Annotated in this window: 18 protein-coding genes; 12 read left to right on the top strand and 6 right to left on the bottom strand. The window is 60.0% G+C overall.

Annotated features, from left to right (window positions below):
* Nucleotides 1-106 precede the first annotated feature (106 nt).
* From ACW9JC_RS12105 to ACW9JC_RS12065, 9 genes are all read left to right on the top strand, one after another.
* Entirely contained in the window at nt 107-1,501 is a 1,395-nt protein-coding gene (locus ACW9JC_RS12105; RefSeq protein WP_457455135.1) for an ethanolamine ammonia-lyase subunit EutB, read from the top strand.
* Nucleotides 1,502-1,509: 8 nt separating this feature from the next.
* Nucleotides 1,510-2,334 carry an ethanolamine ammonia-lyase subunit EutC gene (gene eutC / locus ACW9JC_RS12100; protein ID WP_457455134.1) on the top strand — a complete coding sequence of 275 codons (825 nt, stop codon included), beginning with the start codon at nt 1,510-1,512 and terminating at the stop codon, nt 2,332-2,334.
* A 113-nt stretch (nt 2,335-2,447) separates the two neighbouring features.
* A complete protein-coding gene (locus tag ACW9JC_RS12095) occupies nt 2,448-2,906 on the top strand; it encodes a GNAT family N-acetyltransferase (RefSeq protein ID WP_338583327.1) in 459 nt (152 codons plus the stop codon).
* A 297-nt stretch (nt 2,907-3,203) separates the two neighbouring features.
* The gene (locus ACW9JC_RS12090; RefSeq protein WP_457455133.1) at nt 3,204-3,860 is read left to right on the top strand and encodes a DedA family protein; all 657 of its coding nucleotides are present in this window, start codon (nt 3,204-3,206) and stop codon (nt 3,858-3,860) included.
* Nucleotides 3,861-3,864: 4 nt separating this feature from the next.
* Nucleotides 3,865-4,677, top strand: coding sequence for a M90 family metallopeptidase (locus ACW9JC_RS12085; RefSeq protein WP_457455132.1), 813 nt, complete (start codon nt 3,865-3,867; stop codon nt 4,675-4,677).
* Between the two features lie 113 nt (nt 4,678-4,790).
* On the top strand, nt 4,791-5,318 hold the full coding sequence (gene ppa, locus ACW9JC_RS12080; RefSeq protein ID WP_003205933.1) for an inorganic diphosphatase: 528 nt from the start codon (nt 4,791-4,793) through the stop codon (nt 5,316-5,318).
* Between the two features lie 223 nt (nt 5,319-5,541).
* Nucleotides 5,542-6,288, top strand: a complete 747-nt coding sequence (locus tag ACW9JC_RS12075) for a LexA family transcriptional regulator (protein WP_338583334.1) — start codon at nt 5,542-5,544, stop codon at nt 6,286-6,288.
* 498 nt (nt 6,289-6,786) lie between these two features.
* Nucleotides 6,787-7,026: a type II toxin-antitoxin system RelB/DinJ family antitoxin gene (locus ACW9JC_RS12070; RefSeq protein ID WP_054616768.1), complete on the top strand. Its 240-nt coding sequence runs from the start codon at nt 6,787-6,789 to the stop codon at nt 7,024-7,026.
* A complete protein-coding gene (locus ACW9JC_RS12065) occupies nt 7,016-7,318 on the top strand; it encodes a type II toxin-antitoxin system RelE family toxin (protein WP_448109458.1) in 303 nt (100 codons plus the stop codon). Before ACW9JC_RS12070 ends, ACW9JC_RS12065 begins: the two co-directional genes overlap by 11 nt.
* A 24-nt stretch (nt 7,319-7,342) precedes the next feature.
* On the opposite strand, the gene ACW9JC_RS12060 is transcribed toward ACW9JC_RS12065, so the two are convergent.
* The 6 genes from ACW9JC_RS12060 to ACW9JC_RS12035 are packed head-to-tail and all read right to left on the bottom strand — an operon-like array spanning nt 7,343 to nt 17,519.
* Complete coding sequence (locus ACW9JC_RS12060) at nt 7,343-8,161, bottom strand: YfaP family protein (protein WP_457455131.1); 819 nt, start codon at nt 8,159-8,161, stop codon at nt 7,343-7,345.
* Between the two features lie 3 nt (nt 8,162-8,164).
* Nucleotides 8,165-9,784 (bottom strand): DUF2300 domain-containing protein, encoded by a 1,620-nt coding sequence (locus ACW9JC_RS12055; protein ID WP_457455130.1) that lies wholly within the window; start codon nt 9,782-9,784, stop codon nt 8,165-8,167.
* Nucleotide 9,785: 1 nt separating this feature from the next.
* Entirely contained in the window at nt 9,786-14,345 is a 4,560-nt protein-coding gene (locus tag ACW9JC_RS12050) for an alpha-2-macroglobulin family protein (RefSeq protein ID WP_457455129.1), read from the bottom strand.
* Nucleotides 14,342-14,992: a DUF1175 domain-containing protein gene (locus ACW9JC_RS12045; RefSeq protein WP_457455128.1), complete on the bottom strand. Its 651-nt coding sequence runs from the start codon at nt 14,990-14,992 to the stop codon at nt 14,342-14,344. Before ACW9JC_RS12045 ends, ACW9JC_RS12050 begins: the two co-directional genes overlap by 4 nt.
* Nucleotides 14,977-16,695, bottom strand: coding sequence for a DUF2138 domain-containing protein (locus tag ACW9JC_RS12040; protein ID WP_457455127.1), 1,719 nt, complete (start codon nt 16,693-16,695; stop codon nt 14,977-14,979). The genes ACW9JC_RS12045 and ACW9JC_RS12040 overlap by 16 nt, the downstream gene beginning before the upstream one ends.
* A 35-nt stretch (nt 16,696-16,730) precedes the next feature.
* Nucleotides 16,731-17,519, bottom strand: coding sequence for a YfaP family protein (locus ACW9JC_RS12035; protein ID WP_457455126.1), 789 nt, complete (start codon nt 17,517-17,519; stop codon nt 16,731-16,733).
* Nucleotides 17,520-17,796: 277 nt separating this feature from the next.
* On the opposite strand from ACW9JC_RS12035, the gene ACW9JC_RS12030 reads away from it, so the two are divergent.
* The 3 genes from ACW9JC_RS12030 (at nt 17,797) to ispA (ending at nt 20,234) form a co-directional block, all read left to right on the top strand.
* Nucleotides 17,797-18,942 carry a Fic family protein gene (locus ACW9JC_RS12030; RefSeq protein WP_457455125.1) on the top strand — a complete coding sequence of 382 codons (1,146 nt, stop codon included), beginning with the start codon at nt 17,797-17,799 and terminating at the stop codon, nt 18,940-18,942.
* A 165-nt stretch (nt 18,943-19,107) separates the two neighbouring features.
* Complete coding sequence (locus ACW9JC_RS12025) at nt 19,108-19,350, top strand: exodeoxyribonuclease VII small subunit (protein ID WP_007894317.1); 243 nt, start codon at nt 19,108-19,110, stop codon at nt 19,348-19,350.
* Nucleotides 19,347-20,234 carry a (2E,6E)-farnesyl diphosphate synthase gene (gene ispA / locus ACW9JC_RS12020; RefSeq protein ID WP_457455124.1) on the top strand — a complete coding sequence of 296 codons (888 nt, stop codon included), beginning with the start codon at nt 19,347-19,349 and terminating at the stop codon, nt 20,232-20,234. The genes ACW9JC_RS12025 and ispA overlap by 4 nt, the downstream gene beginning before the upstream one ends.
* Nucleotides 20,235-20,308: the final 74 nt, after the last annotated feature.

Here is a 20,308-nt window from a genome sequence, read left to right as displayed (position 1 = left end):
GATCTTTTGATCTTGCCTTTAAAGATCGCAGCCTCGTTGCACTCGACAGCTCCTACACGGATTGGTGGTTAATTTGAGCTATTTATAATCAGGAGGACACCGCCCCATGGCCGTATATGCCCATTCCGTCGGCGCCCAGACCTATCGCTTCGACAGCCTCAAGGATGTGATGGCCAAGGCCAGCCCGGCGCGGTCCGGAGATTTTCTGGCCGGTGTCGCCGCGCTCAATGATGGCGAGCGCGTCGCGGCGCAGATGGCGTTGGCCGACATTCCGCTGAGCCACTTCCTGCAGGAAGTCCTGATTCCCTACGAAGACGATGAAGTCACCCGGCTGATCATCGACACCCATGACAAACACGCCTTCGCGGTCGTCAGCCATCTCACCGTCGGCGGTTTTCGCGACTGGCTGCTCAGCGATGCTGCTGACGAACAAGTGCTACGCGCCCTCGCCCCCGGCCTGACCCCGGAAATGGTGGCTGCCGTCTCCAAGATCATGCGCGTGCAGGATCTGGTGCTGGTGGCACAGAAAATCCGCGTGGTCACGCAGTTTCGCGGCACCCTCGGCCTGCGCGGACGACTGGCCACCCGCCTGCAACCCAACCATCCCACCGACGAACCGGCCGGCATCGCCGCGAGCATCCTCGACGGCCTGTTGCATGGCAACGGTGATGCCATGATCGGCATCAACCCGGCCACCGACAGCATCGCCTCGATCTGCGCCATGCTGGAAATGCTCGACGCGATCATCCAGCGCTACGAGATTCCGACCCAGGCCTGCGTGCTGACCCACGTCACCACATCGATCGAAGCGGTCAATCGCGGTGTTCCACTGGACCTTGTCTTTCAATCGATCGCTGGCACCGAGGCGGCCAACGCCAGTTTCGGCATCAACCTGAATGTGCTCAAGGAAGGTTACGACGCCGGGTTGAGCCTCAATCGCGGCACGCTCGGGAAAAACCTGATGTATTTCGAAACCGGCCAGGGCAGCGCCCTGTCAGCCAACGCCCACCATGGCGTCGACCAACAGACCTGCGAAACCCGAGCTTACGCAGTAGCGCGACATTTCAACCCGTTTCTGGTGAACACCGTCGTAGGCTTCATCGGCCCGGAATACCTCTACAACGGCAAGCAAATCATCCGCGCCGGCCTCGAAGACCACTTCTGCGGCAAGTTGCTCGGCGTGCCGATGGGCTGTGACATCTGCTACACCAACCACGCCGAGGCCGATCAGGATGACATGGACACCCTGCTGACCCTGCTGGGCGTGGCCGGGATCAACTTCATCATGGGCATCCCCGGCTCCGACGACATCATGCTCAATTACCAGACCACGTCGTTCCACGATGCGCTCTATGCCCGGCAGACGCTGGGGCTCAAGCCTGCACCGGAATTCGAACAATGGCTGGCGAAAATGGGCATCTTCACCCAGGCGGACGGCCGGGTTCTCTTCGGCAACAGCCTGCCGCCGGCCTTCCGCCAGGCCTTGGCGCAACTGGGATGAGTGTTGATATGGAAAAACCACCCTACGATCCGCACAACCCATGGCTGGAGCTGCGACGCCTGACACCGGCGCGAATTGCACTGGGTCGCACCGGCACCAGCATGCCGACCCGCGCACAGCTGGATTTCCAATACGCCCATGCCCAAGCGCGGGACGCGGTGCATTTGCCCTTTGACCATTCAGCCCTGCGCTCGCAATTGGCCGAACGTGGGCATGAAAGCGTTTTGCTGCATAGCGCGGCAATTGACCGAAACAGCTATCTGCAACGCCCCGATCTGGGGCGTAAGTTGAGCGGCGATTCGGCTCAGGTGTTGCGCGATTACGCCTCGGCCAATCCTGGCGGGGTCGATTTGGTCATCGTGGTCGCGGATGGCCTGTCAGCTTTGGCGGTTCATCGTCATACACTGCCATTTCTGGCGCGGCTGGAAGAGCAAGTGCGCGCTGAAAACTGGACTGTCGCCCCGGTGATTCTGGTGGAACAGGGGCGCGTCGCCATCGCGGATGAAGTCGGCGAACTGCTGGGCGCAAAAATGACGGTAATCCTGATCGGCGAACGTCCCGGCCTCAGCTCGCCCGACAGCCTGGGATTGTATTTCACCTACAATCCCAAGGTCGGCCTGACGGACGCCTACCGCAACTGCATCTCCAATGTGCGTCTTGAAGGCTTGAGCTACGGCATGGCGGCACACCGTTTGCTGTATTTGATGCGCGAAGCCTGTCGGCGACAGCTGTCGGGGGTCAGTCTGAAGGACGAAGCGCAAGTTCAGACGCTGGAGTCAGACGCCGGTGCGGACATGAAAGGTAATTTCCTACTGAGTCCGCCGGATGCCTGAACCGCTTCCGCATTGCACTTTCGTTCCAGTTTCAGGCAGGATCGACGCACGGCTGCAGGGTTTCCCGTCGCCGTCCAAGCACGCAAGACAGCCACTTGAAGACGAGACCTACCATGCGGATTATTCAAGCGACCCTCGAACACCTGGATTTGCTGACCCCGTTGTTCGTCAAATATCGCGAGTTTTATGGTTCCCTGCCGTATCCGGACTCGTCCCGGGCGTTCCTCGAAAAACGCCTGCGCCGCAAGGAGTCAGTGATTTACCTCGCTTTGGCCGATGATGACGACAAACTGATGGGTTTCTGTCAGCTCTATCCGAGTTTTTCTTCGCTTTCACTCAAGCGCGTGTGGATTCTCAACGACATTTATGTCGCCGAGGACGCTCGTCGCCAACTGGTGGCCGACCATCTGATCCGTACCGCGAAGAAAATGGCCAAGGAAACCAATGCCGTGCGCATGCGGGTTTCCACCAGCAGCAATAATGAAGTCGCGCAGAAAACCTACGAATCCATCGGGTTCAAGGAAGACACCGAGTTCAAGAACTACGTGTTGCCGATCAGCGACGAGTTGTAAGCCGACAATAAATAACCTGTAGGAGCAGCCGGTCGACGCTCGATCGCTCGCGATGTTGTGAACGATCACGCGTAAAATCAGATGCCCAGCGGCGCCTCTGGTTTTTTTTCGCGAGCAAGCTCGCTCCTACAGTCAGCCACCCGACATCCCCCGCTACAATCTGGACGCGCTTTTCACCCTCCAGCTCGTATAATGCCGACCTTTCCGGCTTGTAAGAAAAACTACACCCGTCTGTAGGCTTTCGCGAAGTCATCCGCACAGGCCCGCCGACCCGGTCCGTTATCACAGGTGCTTTCCATGGATTTCAACCCGCTCGATCTCGTCCTGCATCTCGATGTGTACCTCGACTTGTTGGTCACCAACTACGGGCCATGGATCTACGCGATTCTGTTTCTGGTGATCTTCTGTGAAACCGGCCTGGTGGTGATGCCCTTCCTGCCCGGCGATTCGCTGCTGTTCATCGCTGGCGCCGTGGCGGCCGGTGGCGGCATGGATCCGGTGTTGCTGGGCGGTTTGCTGATGCTCGCGGCGATTCTCGGCGACAGTACCAACTACGTCATCGGACGAACGGCCGGCGAACGCTTGTTCAGCAACCCGAATTCGAAGATCTTCCGTCGCGACTACCTGCAGCAAACCCACGACTTCTATGAAAAGCACGGCGGCAAAACCGTGACGCTGGCGCGTTTCCTGCCGATCATTCGCACCTTTGCCCCGTTCGTCGCCGGCGTAGCAAGAATGCCGTATCCGCGCTTCTTCGCCTTCAGCGTCCTCGGCACCATCCTGTGGGTCGGTGGCTTGGTCACTCTCGGTTACTTCTTCGGCAACGTACCGTTCATCAAGTCGAACCTGTCGCTGCTGGTGGTGGGCATCATCCTGCTGTCGCTGGTACCAATGATCATCGGCGTGGTCCGCAGCCGTTTCGGCGGCCCGAACTCCAAAACCGCACCGCACTGACACGATGTGGTCCCTTGGCGCATGGCGACGCCGGCGTACCTTGGCCAAGCACCCGATAGCCGACGAGATGTGGCAACGGGTGCGCCATCATCTGAGCTTTCTTGATGGCATCAGCGCCGCCGAAGACCAATGGCTGCGCGAAGCCTGCGTGCTGTTCCTCGAAGACAAACACCTGACCGCCCTGCCCGGCGTCGAACTGCATCAGGAGCAGCGCCTGCTGCTCGCTGCCCAGGCGCAGTTGCCGTTGCTGCACCTGGGCGATCTGAACTGGTATCAGGGTTTTCACGAAATCATTCTCTATCCCGACGACTTCCTCAGCCCCCAGCGCCATCGCGACGCCAGTGGCGTCGAGCACGAGTGGGACGGCGAACACAGCGGTGAAGCCTGGCAGCAAGGGCCGGTCATCCTCGCCTGGCCCGGCGTCCTGGCCAGTGGCGGCTGGGAAGGCTACAACCTGGTGATCCACGAACTCGCGCACAAACTCGACATGCTCAACGGCAACGCCAACGGCCTGCCGCCGCTGCACCCCGACATGCGGGTCAGCGACTGGGCCAAGGTCATGCAGGAAGCCTACGACGACCTCGACCGACAACTGGAGCGCAACCCCGACGCCGAAACCGCCATCGATCCCTATGCCGCGGAAAACCCGGCCGAGTTCTTCGCCGTCACCAGCGAATACTTCTTCAGCGCCCCGGATTTGCTGCATGAGGCTTATCCACAGGTGTACGAGCAGTTGAAGCTGTTCTACCGCCAGGACCCGCTCGGAAGATTGAAGCAACTTCAGGCGCACGATCCGGTCTATCAGCCACACGACTAAGGTCTACACGACCTCTGGTCCATGGCATCGGCGTAGGAATATGCCTATAATCGCCGCCACTTTTTGGTCAATCCGGCCAAGTGTTTTTGGTCAACTAACGGGGGCAACGCCCAATGAGCTACAGCAAGATTCCGGCTGGCAAAGACCTGCCGAACGACATCTACGTCGCGATCGAGATTCCGGCCAACCACGCGCCGATCAAATACGAAATCGACAAAGACAGCGATTGCCTGTTCGTTGACCGTTTCATGGCCACCCCAATGTTCTACCCGGCCAACTACGGTTACATCCCGAACACTCTGGCTGACGACGGTGATCCCCTCGACGTGCTGGTCGTGACCCCTTACCCGGTTGCTCCAGGCTCGGTGATCCGCGCTCGTCCGGTCGGCATCCTGAACATGACCGACGACGGCGGCGGCGATGCCAAAGTGATCGCAGTTCCACACGACAAGCTGTCCCAGCTGTACGTCGACGTGAAGGAATATACCGACCTGCCACCGCTGCTGATCCAGCAGATCGAGCACTTCTTCGCGAACTACAAAGATCTCGAAAAAGGCAAATGGGTGAAGATCGAAGGCTGGGCCGGCGCAGACGCCGCCCGCGAAGCGATCACCAAGTCGGTTGCCGCTTACAAAGGCTAAGCGCAGCTGCGAGATTCAGGCTTGAAGAAGAACCCCGGTTGATCCGGGGTTTTTTGTGGGCGTTTGAAAAGCACCGCTTAAACACCTTGTTTAAAGCGCCTCTGATTTGGTTTTTTCTTGTTTAATTTTCGCCAGTGACGTCTTACATCAAGTCTTAAATTTCCCTCGAATTTGAACAGTTCGTTTATTCAAAGCCTTATTCCGCCTCCGTAGACTCGTGTTTATGAAAAAGAACACTAGCGGCCCACGCTTTCGAGCGCTCCTACGACTTGCCAGCATCACGACTTCCGGATTTGCCGAGTTTTTGAACACGGCACCGCAAAATGTCCATAACTGGTACACCCGCGGTGTACCCGCCCACTGCATGGAAGAAGTCGCCATGCGACTCTCCGTGAACAGTGAATGGCTGAAAACCGGTGAGGGTCAGAAAGATGCCAGACACCTGCGCCTGCTCGACGAAACTGGCAACACCTTCGACGCTCAGGCCATTCGCGGTGTCTACACGGTCATCGAGCCCACAGACGTCGAACTGCCCCTTTATAAAGAAACCGCCACGGCCCCAGGCTCCAAAAAAAACCACGTCGTCGAAGACCCCAGCCAGTCCATCCGCCTGCCCCGCGGCCACCTCGACTCACTGGAAATCAACCACGCCGACGCCATCTGCGCCCACATGATCGGGAACAGCATGGCCGAGAAAATTGAAGACGGCTCAACCCTGGCGATTGACCGAGGCTTGACCCAGATTGTCGATGGCGAAATCTACGCGATCGAACATGACGGCATGCTGCGTATCAAATACCTGCATCGTGTTCCAGGCAATGCCATACGCATGCGCAGCCACAACAGCGCGCAATACCCGGACGAAATCTTCAGGGCCGCGCAAATTGAAGAACAAAATATTCGGGTACTGGGTTGGGTGTTCTGGTGGTCGACACTCAACAAGCGCAGGCCGGAGGTGCCGTTCCTGTAATACCCGGCTTTTTGTAGCAGCTGGCGAAGCCTGCGTCTGGCTGCGCAGCAGACGTAAAATCGGTTACTGCGGTGTTTCAAATAAACCGTAGGTGGCGGGTAGACGACTGCTGTGAAGCCGGACGCAGCCTTTCGGCAGCTGCTACACGTCAGTGCAGTAGCTCTAAAACCGCACTCCACGCTGGGAATTTCCCAAAAAAATCAGTATGCTGCGCCCCACATTTGCGCATCAACCCGCCAAGCGGCTCTGATCGCACCGACAAGGCAGATGACTTTCTCGCCGAGTCCCACAGCCGGACGCAAGATCCGGGTGTACGTTTTGAAGGCTGGCGCGGTTTACCAAAAATGATCCAAGCCAGTCCCCGAGAAGCCGGCCACAAGCCGGCTTTTTAATGCCTGCAGCAAAAGCAATCCTCTCATCTGAAATCCGAACAAAGTCTTGTCTGGCTGGGGAAACAATTGCTACCGTAACGACAAACGTCATTACAGGTTTTTCACCATGGCTTCCATCAACATTCGTATCGACGATGATTTGAAGCAGCGTTCATTTGCCGAGCTGGAAAAACTTGGGGTAACGCCTTCCGAGCTTCTACGCCAAACCCTTCAATACGTCGCCGAACGCGGCAAGTTGCCTTTCAAGGCTGCATTGCTCAGTGAAGAGGATGAAGCACTCATCGCCGTAGTCACTGAACGTCTTGCCGCGCCTCAGCGAGTCAAGGTAAGTCTGGATGACCTATAGCCTCGAATTTGATCGGCGCGCATTGAAAGAGTGGAACAAACTGGGCGATACGTTACGCCAACAGTTCAAGAAAAAACTTGCTGAAGTTCTCGAGAACCCTCGCATTGAAGCCAATCGGCTTCGGCAACTACCTGACTGCTACAAACTCAAACTGCGCAGCGCCGGGTATCGTCTGATCTATCAGGTTATCGATCAGGAAGTGGTGGTTTTTGTGATTGCCATCGGAAAGCGCGAGCGTGAAGCCGCTTATCAAGATGCGCAGGACCGAATCAGTCAGCAGCCTGCTGACTGATTTCAGCACTGCGGTGGCAAATCCTCACGGATAACTAAACCCCTTAACCAACGTCAACTCCCCCACCGCCCGCATCGGCACCAAAAAAGTCTCTATCTTCTCGCTCGGCGTCCCCTCTTCCGTGATCACCGTAACCTGCGCTGTGGTCAGCGGTTGTACGGCATCCTCCTGCCCTTCTTCATCGCTGCGATAGCCGCCGCCGAAGTAGTTCACATACACCAGGTACTGCCCTTTGATCGGCGCGGGCATGGCGAAGATTTCCGGGCCGTAGCCGGTGGTGACGTCGACGTCGAGTGCGGCGCCGTTGGCTACTGCACGGTCGCCGTACCAGATGTGAGCACCATCAGGGGTGATCAGGTGCAGGTCGAGGTCGGTACCGTCGCTGTCCCAGGCCAATAGAACGCGGAGCTTGGCCGGGGTGGCGCCGCCGCTGGCATTGAGGAATTGCGTGCGATGGCGTTGTTGTCCGTCAGGGCTGCGCACCTCGACGCTGTTGCTGCCGTTGGGAAATGAGAACGGGCGGTCGAAACGGCCGGCGGGGTCGATCTTCAGGGGCATGCTGACGCCGTTGACGATCAGCCGACCGGGCTCGGCGGATTTCGGTGTGGCGTGAATCTGGCCGCTGATTCGCGCTGTGTTGGCTTGCCCGGCCGGGGTGTTTACCGACGAGGCGGGATAGTTGACGGTCTGACGAAAACTTTCGCCCTCGCCCTCCGGTGCGCCGGTTCGCCAGCCTCCAGAAGGCGTGTCGAGTTTGACGCCTTGCGCCATCGCCAGCGGCAACGCCGGCAACGCCGACAACGAACAGAGCAACAGCAAGACCTGTGGATAACGGAATGTCATGGTCTATTCCAGCAAAAGGTGGCGGGCGAGCCCTTCGATGTAGGTTTCATCCTGGCCGTTGGGGTGTGCTTCGAAGGCCAGGTGCAGGTATTCGTGGGTCAGGTCGAGGCGGTCTTGCAGCGAGAGCACGCCGCGCACGTAGATGCGCTGACGTTCGCGGTCGACATACGGGCGGCCAAAGTTCAGCCGGCATACGGCAAAGGTGCTGACTTCGTTGTAGCCCACTTCGCTTTCCAGACGAGGACGCCAGCCGCGCCGTTGTTTTTGCAGCCAGTCTTGCGCGGCGGGCAGGGCTTCGCAGGAAGCCACCGGGTTGTCCCAGCGGCTGAGGCTGGCGCGAGGGTAGGCGTGCAGCAGGATCGCGTCGTAACGCTGGCCGGAGCGGGCCTGTTCGACGGCTTGCTGCCAGGACAGTTTGTCCGGTCCTGGTTGATCAGAATGGTAAGTAACGGCGCTCCCAGCCAGCACCAGATCGCTGGTCCATGCCGCAATATTGCGTGATTCAGCGCTGGCCGGACGTGGCGCGACCCGCTGGCGCTGACTGCTGTCGTCGATGCTCAGGCATTCCCCGTTGCGCGTGGCGTTTTGCAGCAGGTAAGTACGGATCGCGACGGCCAAGGCTTTGGCGGCTTCGACCGGTTCGGGAGTGGCTTCGCGCTGAAGCACGCGGGCGACGTACTCTTCACGATCCAGTCGGGCGACGAGCTTGTCCTTGAGCAAAAACAGTTCACCGTCGCTGTGAACATCGAGTTGATTGCCATTGACGAACTCGACACGGTAATCGCCCCGCAACGGTCCGGAAGTCGCCACTCGATCACCCGACAACACGCGCCGAAGCGGGTAGCGGGAGAACAGTTCAACCTCCACACACTTCCCCGCCTCCGCAGGCCAGGACGCAGGCACCACCGCAGAAATCGCCCCGGCGTAATCGCGCAGAACCCGCTGACTGGTCCCACGCCCACCGGCCCAGATCGGTGTGCCGTCTGCCGTCCAACCGGCGAATCCGCCCTGCCGCGTCGCAGCATCCTGATCCCCCAGCCAGCTCCAGGTTTTCACCCGTAACCGGCTGCCGAGTTCACCGACGACATTGCCGTCCGCAGCGCTCAGCACCACATCGAGCAGCACGCGCCGGGCCTGATCCTGCGCCGGCATCACCGCCAACACGCGGAGCAACTCAGCCACCGAAACCCTTGTGGTTGGCTGCAATGACGGCAAATCCAGCAACCATTGCGGCGCCTGCCGGGCCTGCCAATACGCGCGCCATTGAGCAGCGTCGATGCCCAAGCGCGCAGGCTCAAAGTACAGACCACAGGATTTCACCAACGCCTGATCGCGCTCGATCTTGCCGCCTGCGGTACAGCAATAGACTTCCTCTTTCGACTGCCCACGACATTCATACGCCGGCTCACGGGCGCCGGTGTCCACCAGCCAGCCATAGACAAACAGCTTCCACACACTGCCCAACGGTGTCTGCAAAGTGTCCGGCAATGGCTCGCGCGACAGCAGTTGCGTCCGGCTCAAAGTCAGCAATTCATCCTTGAATGCCACACGCAAGGGTTCGTCCTGCGCCATGGCCAGCGCAGGCATCAAACACAGCAGCCAACAGAGTAGAGGCCGGAACATGTCAGTGGACCGTGACCTGACCGAGCGCCGGTTTTTGTTCCTGAGCCTGATGCTGTGGCGCGTACACCTGCGTGAAGCGAACCGGTGGCAGGTTGAACTGACCTTTCTGCGAGAAGCGCACCAAATGCCGCAAACGCAATTCGCCGCTCAGCGCATCCACCGGCACCGCATAGGCCAGTTGTCCCGGCTCGAATCGAGCCTTCTCCAGCGCCGTCGGTTCAGTCCCCGCTTTGCCCTGCAACTTGATGCCCCACGTGGTGCGCTCGACATCGGCGCCCGGTGGCAGCGGCACTTCGAGCAGGCCATAGCGCAGCGGTTTCGCTGCCTTGCTGGTGAGGATCACTTCGTCCAGATACAGGCTGTCGCTGGACAACGGTGTATTGCCGACCGCTTCCAGTTTGAAGGTGAACGCTTCGTCGCCCGGCACCAGTCGCGACAGACGACGGGTGATGGTCACAGCCATCGGGTCGACTGCCGGTTGCCGGGTCTGGAAGCTCAATGCCGCACGCAGCGGACGCTCCTGAACACCTGACAACGACAGCACGTTCGGCACCGGCGCAGTGCCCTGCCACGTCCAATACATTTCCCCTGTTGCACCGTATTTTTTCTTCCAGCCTTCACCGGGATTCAAAGCGATGGTGGGTGAGGCCTGCTCGATGCTGCGTTGCAGCCAGGTCAGCGCCAGTGCTCGTTCGAGGGTCGATTGCTGCGGCAACAAACGTTGCAGCAATGCCTGCGCGCGGGCTTGATCGAACGGTTGCAGCGACAGGTTCAACGCCTCGGCAAATGGCTGAGAGCTGACGGCCAGGCGCTGCTGCGCATCGGCCACTTGCCGGTTGAATGCTTCCGGCAGCGCGACCTTCGATTGCTTGGCCAGCGATGCGGTCAGTACGCGAGCCGCCGCCAGCCCCAGCGCCGAATCCGGATCACTCATGACGATGCTGTCTTCGCCATCGTCCATCAGGTTGGCGGCATTGCCCTCGCCTGCATTCGCCAGGTCTTCCATCAAGCCGCTGAGCAACGTGTTGACCGGCAATTGCATCTGTTTGGCGAACGACAGAATCAGCGCCCGCTGCAACAACGGCGTGTTTTTCGCCTGCTTGGCGTAGACCTCCAGCACCCGCTGCCAATGCTCCGGCGGCAGGCTCAATTCCAGCACCTGGCTGGCGTGCCAGTCGGCGTAATAGGCGTAGGCCGTGAGGAACGCATCCGGCTCACCGTCCATGCCCCACCAAGTGAAACTCGCCGACGGCCCGGCCATTTGCACCAGACGCAAGCGACTGTTCTGCATGATCAGGCGCAAGCGATCGCGGATTTGTGGATTCGACGACAGTGTCGGATAGGCGATGCTCAGCGGCAGCAATCGACTGGCCGTTTGCTCGACGCCGCCATACGGATAACTCAGCAGATCATCGAGCGCCGAGCGGAACAGCGCTTGCGGGCTGTCATCGAGACGCAGGCGAATGTCCGTGGCGTCCGCCGGCAAGGTCAGCGGCGTATCACCACTGGCGACGTCCAGACTTTGGCTTTGCGTGACCTGCCAGCCTTCGCCCGTCGCAATCAGGCGTACGGCCAGGGCATCAGCGGTTTTGCCGTCCTGCACCAGTTCGGCGGTCCACTCGCCATTAGCCAAGAAGAACGCCGGCAACGGGATGTAGTTGATGCCGCTGTTAAGCGTGATCGGAATGCGCTGCTCGCTGCCCGCGTAGTGAGTCACCAGCTCAGCCTTGACCGGGTTTTCTGCCTGACTGAACGCGAACACCCCGAGATCCGGTTTATCGCCGGTGCGGAATTTGCTCGGCCCGCTCCACTTCAGGTACAGCGGTTTTTCCGAGCGCACGAACTGCTTCTTCTGGCCGACCTGACCGTCATCGGCGATCGCCCGCGCGGTGATGCGCCAGCGTGTCAGCGAGTCGGGCATCTTGAAGGTGAAACGGATTTTGCCAGCGGCATCAGTCACCAGCTCCGGTTGCCACGCGGCAGTATCGACATCCTCACGCCGCGGCCGCTCCAGCACTTTCACCCCGCGTTCGCTGCGGTTGGCTTTGCCCGGCGCACCGGGGCTGCCCGGCAGCGCGACGTCGTAGCTGATGAACGACAGGCTGGCACTGGTGCGCACGTTGTTGCGTCGTGGGTGATAGAAGAATTGGTCGATGGTCGGCGCCACTTCCGGTTGCAACGCGTAGACCATTTCGTCCACCACACTGACCGTCAAGTGCGCAGGGATTGGCTTGCCGGCGAACTGCGTGGTCAGGTCCACCGAGACCGTTTCGCCCGGCTGATATGTCTCTTTATCCGTGGCGATGGCCACGTCAATCTGCGGCGTAATCACCTTGATACCGGCGTTCTGGAAACTGTATTGACCGCCCTTGGTGTACAGCACCGAGAAGGTCAGATTTGGGGCGAAACCGTCCTTCACCGGAATGCGCGCGCGGTATTGGGTGTCGCTGAGCTTTTCCATCTTCAGCCAGTCGCCGCCCTTGGATAGCAGCGCCGTGGCCTCGACCTTGTCGCGCTCCAGTGACAGCAGCGCATCGTTGATCGGCTCGGGAAACGTGATCAGCGCCAGCGCTTCATCACCGGCCTTGTACTCGGGTTTATCGAGGACGATTTCGACGGTGCCCGGTACGGCTTTGACGCCTTCGCCGGTAACCGAATGCCCGGTTGCGCCGAGGGTTCGGCCATGGTCATCCCTGAGTGTCAGGTTGTAGGTGCCCGGACGGTCGAAGGCCAGGGTGAAGCCTTTGTCGGCGCCCGTGAGTTTGCCCTCGCCCGTGCTTTGATCTTCCAGGCGCACCCAATCGTAGCTGCTTGGCGTGACAGCTGCACTCTGCTCGCTTTCGTTGACGTAGCTGAACGCAACCTTGTCGCCCACCGCGCTGAAGCGCTGCGGTGCGCTCAAGCGGAAATTCGCCGCACCTCGGTCGATGAGGATTTCCTTGGTGGTCTTGACCCGATACGCCGCGCCATCGCTGGCAAATACGGTGAGCATGTAACGGCTCGGTTTCTCGGCGGCCGGCAGATCCAGGGTCGCGTTGCCCTTGGCGTCGGTGGTCAGTTCGGTGCTGGTCAACTCCACCGGGAATTGCCCGAGGTATTGCAGTTCGTTGTCGACCATCGACAGTTGCTGGGCACGCAGACTCAAGCTCAATTTGGCGTTGGCGACCGGTTTGCCATCTGGATACAGCAGCACCAGATTGCCCTTGACCGGTTCGCCGGTGCGGTAATCCTGCTTGGCCAGGTTCAGGGAAATTTCGAAGTGCGGCTTGATGTATTCGGCGACGCGGAAGGCGCTGCTGTAGGCCTGATCCTTGTAGCTGAAACGCAACTCGTAGCCACCGGCCACGGCGTTGTCCGGCAACTGGAAACGGCCTTGGGTGCCGGCCTTGGAGTCGAGTTTCAAGTCCAGGCTTTGCAGCGCCGTGCCGGTCGCATCCAGCACCGTCACGTTGACGTCGGCAGCGGTTGGCTGCACGGAGTCCCGGGCATTCTTGAATTCGCGACCGACGATTTTCAGCGACACCCAATCCCCCGGCCGGTACAGCGGCCGGTCGGTGAACGCATAGAGTTTGGTGTCGTAGATTTCGCTGTCGTAGTAGAAGTTTTCCGAGACGAAAACCCCGCCCTCTTCGTCCTCGCCAATCACGAACGAACGCTCGGGGCTGACGTGTTTCAGGCGCAGCAAACCATCGGCATCGGTGGCGCCGCTGCTCATCACGCCGAGGCCGTCAGTCCACAGCACATTGACCTTCGGCACCGAACTGCCTTCGTGTTTGCGCGCAGCCCAGACCAACAGTTCATCACCGGCAATCTTGCTCACTGCCACGGTGTTGGAGACGAACACCATGGTGGTCGCGCGGTACTTGCCGATCAGTGCTTCCACCAGGTACAGACCCGGTTTCAGGTTGCCCAACGGGATATAGACATTGCCCGGCGCGACGCTGACGAACTCGCTGGAAGAGCCAGCGAGGTTCACGCCTTCCGGCGGTTGGATCGGCTTGGCTTGCCACAGTGGATAACGGAACTGGCTGACCACCGGCAGGCCCGGAATCAGCGCGAATTGCGGTTGCGCGTCGTAGGGCGTTGGCGCGGCCATGGCGGCGCCCATCTTCAGTTCCGGCACTTCTTCGGTGACTTGTTTGCGCGACTCATAGGAGAACGCCCGCTGCATCACCCGACGGGATTTGCGGTACCAGTTGTCCCACAGATACGCGAGGGTATTGGACAGCCCTTCGCCCTTGAACTGACCGTCGCTGACCACGCGATGCAGGTTCTTCTGACGCTTGAGGAAATCCAGCGGCTTGTCGATGCGATAGACCCGAATGTCGGCGCCACCGTAAGGCTCCATGCGGAAGCGACGGTAGTCGCGGCCCGGCGCTTCGAGACGCACCATCGCCTGTTCATCGCTGGCAAAACTGCTGTCGGCCAACAGGAAAAAACTTTCACCGGGTACCGGCGTATAGCCGCTCGGCTCGACGGTGTCTTCGGCGTTGACCGTCGAAAATGGCAGCAGAAAAACCAACAGCAGAGACAGAAAACGCAGCATGCGCGCACCGATCATTGGGAGAGAAAATTCAGTCGATAAACGCCGATGAAGTTGGGGTTGGCTGCATCGGGTATCCATCGGGTGTCCTTCCATGTCATGAGTTGCTGCAGGCTTGCCGAACGCATGCCGTTGTCGGTGGGTGTAGTGGTGCCGGTGTGATAGGCGATGTTGCGGCCCATCCAGATCATCAGGTGCTGGTCGTCGCCCTGATCGAAAAACATCAGGTCGCCGGGCCGCGCTTGCGCGACATCGCGGCCGACCAGATGACTGTTGAACTGGATCAACTTGATCGCGTTGACGTACGGCCCGACCTTGCCGCCGCCCTGCTGCCATTGCTGGGCAAGACCGCGCTGGGCGTCGCTCAGTTGCAGCTCCGGCGGCAGGTAACGGTTGGACAGGCCATTGCTGCGCAGCCATTTGTCGTCGTGGACTTTCAACGCCTCGTTGGCGGCAAAACGCACCAGCCCGGCGCAATCCTGCTGATACCAACGCGGGCTCGGGCCTTGGCTCAGTTGCTCTTGGGCGATGCGCACGAACCAGGCGCGGAACACCTGGGATTGCTGCACATCCAGCGCCGGTGTTTCAACGGCTCGGGCGCCCGCGCTCAACAGCAAAGCGAGCAAACCGAGACTGCGGATCAATGCGTTCACAGGGCTTTCCATTCCAGCGGTAGCCATTGCCAGTGACCGTCCGGCTCGCTGCCTTCGGGCAGGGTCAGGGCGTATTTGCCGTAGCCGCCGAGCTTGCGCAGTTTCGGAATCAGGTAGGTTTGCGCGGCGTTGTAGAACACCGGCTCCATGTCTTGCGGCAGGCTGTCGAGGGTTTCCTGCTGCATCAGTTGCGCCATGGAGTCCGGGCCGAAATAGACCGGCATCAGCAGGTCTTTGGGCACCACGTCAGCCATTGGCGGGAAGCGTTTGTCGAGGGTGCCGAGGGCCTTGTCCACCAGTTTGTCGTCGAGGGAAAACAGCAACGTCGAGCCGTGCCGCGCAAGGCTCACGCGCATGAACGCCTTGCCGCTGATCGCGTCCGGATTCTCGGAATCCTTGGCGGCGTAGGGACCAAAGTTGGAGCTGACCTGGCGCTGCCATTGATGGCTCTGGCCTTCCTGTTTCTCGACCACCGGGAACGCGTGTTCATCGACCTTGCTTTCATAAGCACCGACCATCGAGCCGAACAGCGTGCCCAGATCGCCATCGAGTTTGGCGCTGTCTTCGTCCTTGAGACTGGCCACCAGCAGCGGCGTGTAAAGCCGCGAATCGGCGTACCAGCACAACCCCGCCGTGCCGGCCATGTGTTCGGTCAATGCCTGGGCGACACTGTCTTCGGCACCGAGTTTTACCAGCAGCGGCTTCTGCTGTTCGGCGGCCAGCGGCAAGGCCACGCAAGCGCTCGCGCCCATGGGCATGGCTTGCCAGACCGGTTTGAAGTCGAAGTCCGGCTGATTCTCCAGTTCATCCATGGCGAGGAAGCTATGCCAGCCCTTGTCGTCCATGTCGAAACGCAGGCCGGCGAAGTTCGGGATGAAACGCTGGTAACCCATGGCCAGCACACTGGAATTGACCGACAGGCGCTGCTTCACCTCGGGCGCACGAGGCGGCAAGCCGAAAGTTTCGGGGAACAGTTTGTCGCCGTTGAGCAGTGCGGCGATGGCCTGGGTCGAAACGCTACCCGACTCTTGCGTCGCCCCGCTTTGCGGATCGTAAAGTTTGGTCGGATTCGACAGCACCACCAGTTTGTCGCCATGGGAGGCGAACACCAGCGCCTTGCTGGCGTTGTAGGTGAGCTGATAAAGCGCAACGTCATCGGCGCCGACTTTCACGTCAGCGATTTTGCTCAGCTGCGAATCATCCAGCGCGACCTTTGCCAGCGGCTCCAGCACTTTGGCCAACCCGCCACGATCCATCACCAGCAGGAAATCCTTGAGTCGGCCATCCGCGCCGCGCCATAACGCCACGTCCGCCGGTTGATCGAACAGTTGCTCGATCAACGTGTCCTGCAACTTCAGGTCATGTTCGTAAATGATCCGCCGCAGGCTGCCGATCAGGCCGAGGCGATCGGAGTGGGTTTCGTAATAGAAAACGAAATCTTCGGTCAGGGTTTCCTTGAGGAACGGCACCGCCAGCAAGTCCTTGGGCAATTGGCTCAAGGAGTGGGTTTCGAGCAAACCATCGGGGCGGCTCATGCCGAGTTTTTCAGCCGCCAGTTGCGGTGCCGGAGCGGTGCTTTTTTTCATCAGCCAGCCCATGCCGGCGGCCACGCCCACGACCAGGCACAGCCCAACCACAATGGCCGGCCAACGACGGGACGCTTTCGGTGTTTCAGCGGCCGGGGCTGGCGTTGGTAAATCAGTGTTTTCGCTCATTTCACAAAACCCAAATCATCCGTGGTGCGGGATGCTTAATAGTTGAAAGTCTTGACCAGCAGCAGGTCACCGATGGCGCGCAAGGGCACGATGAAGGTCTCGCGTTTTTCGTCGACGGTGTTTTCGTTGAGCACCAGGTTGATCTGCGAGGTGATCACCTCGTTCTGGTTGCTGGCCTCATCGAAGTTATAGCCGCCGCTGCCGAAGTTGCCCCAATAGTTCACGTAAACCAGATAGGTGCCATGCAGCGGCGCGGTCATGGTGAACATTTCCGGGCCGGGGCCGTCGACGCCATCCGGGTCGAGGCCGCCGCCGTTGGTCAACGCAGAGTGAGCCCAGAAGGCATGTTGGCCGTCAGGCGTGATGATGTGCAGATCGAGTTCAGCCTTTGGATCATCCCAACCCAAGACCACGCGAATCCGCGCGGGCGTGCGCAGGTTGTTGGCTTCATAGAATTGAACACGCTTGAGCGACTGCCCTTCGGCACTGCGTACTTCGACGCTGTTGGAACCGGCGCCGAACGCGTACGGTCGGGCGAAACGCCCCTGATCGTCGGTGTAAAGGTTCAAGGGATTACCGTTGACCGCCAGCGTGTGAGGACCGCGCTGCGCGCCGATGGCCTTGAGCTGGCCTTCGATCATCGTCCGATTGCGCTGCACGCCGCGGTCGATGGGTGGCGTGGGATAGGCGACCTGCGGGTTTTCCGTGCGGTCCAGCAAACCGTTAAAACGCCAGCCGCCCACCGGCTCCGACAACTTGGCACTCGGCGCGGCCAGAGCAGGTGCGCAGACCAGCCCAATCAGCAGCAAAAGAAATGAACGCATGTGACGCCTCCTGCCATGCATGACGAAACCTTGCGCCTGATCCTCGGCGCGTTACAGATGTGCAGCCTGCGTTTCGTCTGAAAGACCCGTGACGGTTGGGCCGTTGATGGCGCGAAGGGTAGCCATTAGGGCGTTTTTTAACAATCGGATGCGTCCTGATTTGCGGTGGGAATCACGTTGGCGGCTGGACGATGAGCCGAATAGCCGTCATATTCGGCTCATTAAGTGAGCCGAATAAATCGCGTAATCGGCTCACTCACCCTGGAGCAGCGAATTCATGGCACCTCACTGGATCTGGCAACAGCCAGATTGGCCCGACTTCCACTGGCAGGCAGAGCGCCTGACGCCGCTTCTGCGCGAGTGCGTTCAGGCACAAGGTCGATTGATGGGAATGGCCAGCTCTGTAGGCAGTTCACTCAGTGCCCAGAGCGAGCTGGATGCGTTGCTGCAAAACATCGTCACCTCGTCCGCGATAGAAGGCGAACAGCTGAATGTCGGTTCGGTTCGCTCTTCCTTGGCGCGACGATTGGGGTTGGAGCTCAATGAAGGTGACAAGGTCAGCAAACGCAGTGAGGGGCTGGCGCAACTCATGCTCGACGCCACGCAGCGTTTCGCCGAACCCCTGACCCTTGATCGATTGCTGGACTGGCATGAGTGGCTATTCCCTGAGCAGGATTCCGATCTCGCTGCCCGCAGTATCCGTGTCGGCGCATTGCGCGGGGAAGAGTCGATGCAAGTGGTCTCGGGCCGTCTCGACAGACCGACCGTGCACTTCGAAGCGCCACCTCGTAAGGGCCTTGAGCGACAACTCGATACCTTTCTCACATGGTTCGAGAGCAGCCGGAATCAGGCAGGACTCGATCCACTGCTACGCGCGGGTATCGCGCATTTCTGGTTCGTTACGCTGCACCCCTTCGATGATGGCAACGGACGCTTGACGCGCACCATCACCGATCTTGCGCTGGCTCAGGGCGAGGCTCAGGCGATTCGCTTTTACGCCATGTCGGCGAGCATCCTCGACGATCGGTCGGGCTATTACCGCGTGCTCGAAAGCAGCCAGAAAGCCACTCTGGACATCACGCAATGGCTGGATTGGTTTCTGCAAACCTTGCTGCGCAGCCTGCAGCAGGCGATGGCACGGATCGAATTCGTACTGGCTAAAGCAAGATTCTGGCAAGCGCACCGGGAAACCGGACTATCGACCGAGCAGACCAAGGTACTGAATCGTTTGCTGGATGGCGGGGAGCGTGGATTTGAGCTCGGTATCAGCGCGGCGCAGTATCAGGCTGTGGCGAAGGTATCCAAAGCCACCGCGACTCGTCATCTCGCTGAACTGCTGGAAAAAGGCTGCGTGAAACGACTGCCAGGTGGTGGGCGCAGTACCCGGTATCAGATTAATTATCCCGATAACTCGCCACTGTAGGCGCTGCCGAAGGCTGCGATCCTTTGATCTGCTTCCTTGAAACAAAGATCAAAAGATCGCAGCCTTCGGCTGCTCCTACAGGAGTGTACGTCGCCGGTGAGTTTGCCCATAAACCCCCTATCTGCTAGTGTCGCGCCGGTTTAACGTCAACCGGAAATCGCCGCCATGGCCCGCAAAAAAGCTGCACTGGATTTCGAACAGTCCCTCGCCGACCTGCAAACACTGGTCGAGCGTCTGGAGAACGGTGAATTGTCGCTGGAAGACTCGCTGACCGCTTTCGAGCAGGGCATCGGTCTGACCCGCGATTGCCAGGCGGCGCTGGCCCAGGCCGAGCAAAAGGTTCAGGTGCTGCTCGAGCGTGATGGCGAGTTGGCCGAGGAACCCTTCGACGCGGACCAGCCAGAATGATTGCAGCGTATTCGGCGACCAGCCAGGCCCGGGTCAATGCGGCCCTGGACACCTTGTTCACCGCGCCGAGCCCTGAGCTGGTGCGCCTGTACGAAGCCATGCGCTACAGCGTAATGAACGGCGGCAAGCGCGTGCGTCCATTGCTGGCCTACGCCGCGTGCGAAGCGCTGGGTGGCAAGGCCGAACAAGCCAATGGCGCGGCCTGCGCAGTGGAGTTGATCCACGCTTACTCGCTGGTGCACGACGATTTGCCGGCCATGGACGATGACGACCTGCGTCGCGGCCAGCCGACCACCCACAAGAAATTCGATGAAGCCTGCGCAATCCTCGCCGGCGACGGCTTGCAGAGCCTGGCGTTCAGCGCCCTGCTCGACCCGCGCCTGAGCAATGCGGACGCGGAGATTCGCCTGCAAATGGTCAGCGCATTGGCGCAGGCCGCAGGCCCGGCTGGCATGGTCGGAGGTCAAGCCATCGACCTCGGCTCGGTCGGTCTGAAACTCGATCAGAAAGCCCTCGAATACATGCACCGGCACAAGACCGGTGCGTTGATCGAAGTCAGCGTCAAGCTCGGCGCCCTGGCCAGCGGCCGTGCCGAGAAAGATGAACTCAAATCCCTGCAGACTTATGCACAGGCCATCGGGCTGGCGTTCCAGGTCCAGGACGACATTCTCGACGTCGAAAGCGATACCGAAACCCTCGGCAAACGCCAGGGCGCCGACATTGCCCGCGACAAGCCAACCTACCCGGCGCTGCTCGGCCTCGACGCGGCCAAGGCCTATGCGCTGGAACTGCGCGATCTGGCCCTGCACGCGCTGCGACCGTTTGACGCGGCCGCCGAGCCTTTGCGCGATCTGGCCCGGTATATCGTCGAGCGCCGCAGCTGACGGCGTATCCGCCAAAAAAGACCAACGCGTGGGCACGGGCCGATGCATCAGGTAAACTGCCGCATCTTTTATAC

It is taken from the genome of Pseudomonas sp. SDO5591_S426 (assembly GCF_054070755.1).
This window is presented reverse-complemented; position numbering and strand designations above follow the sequence as displayed.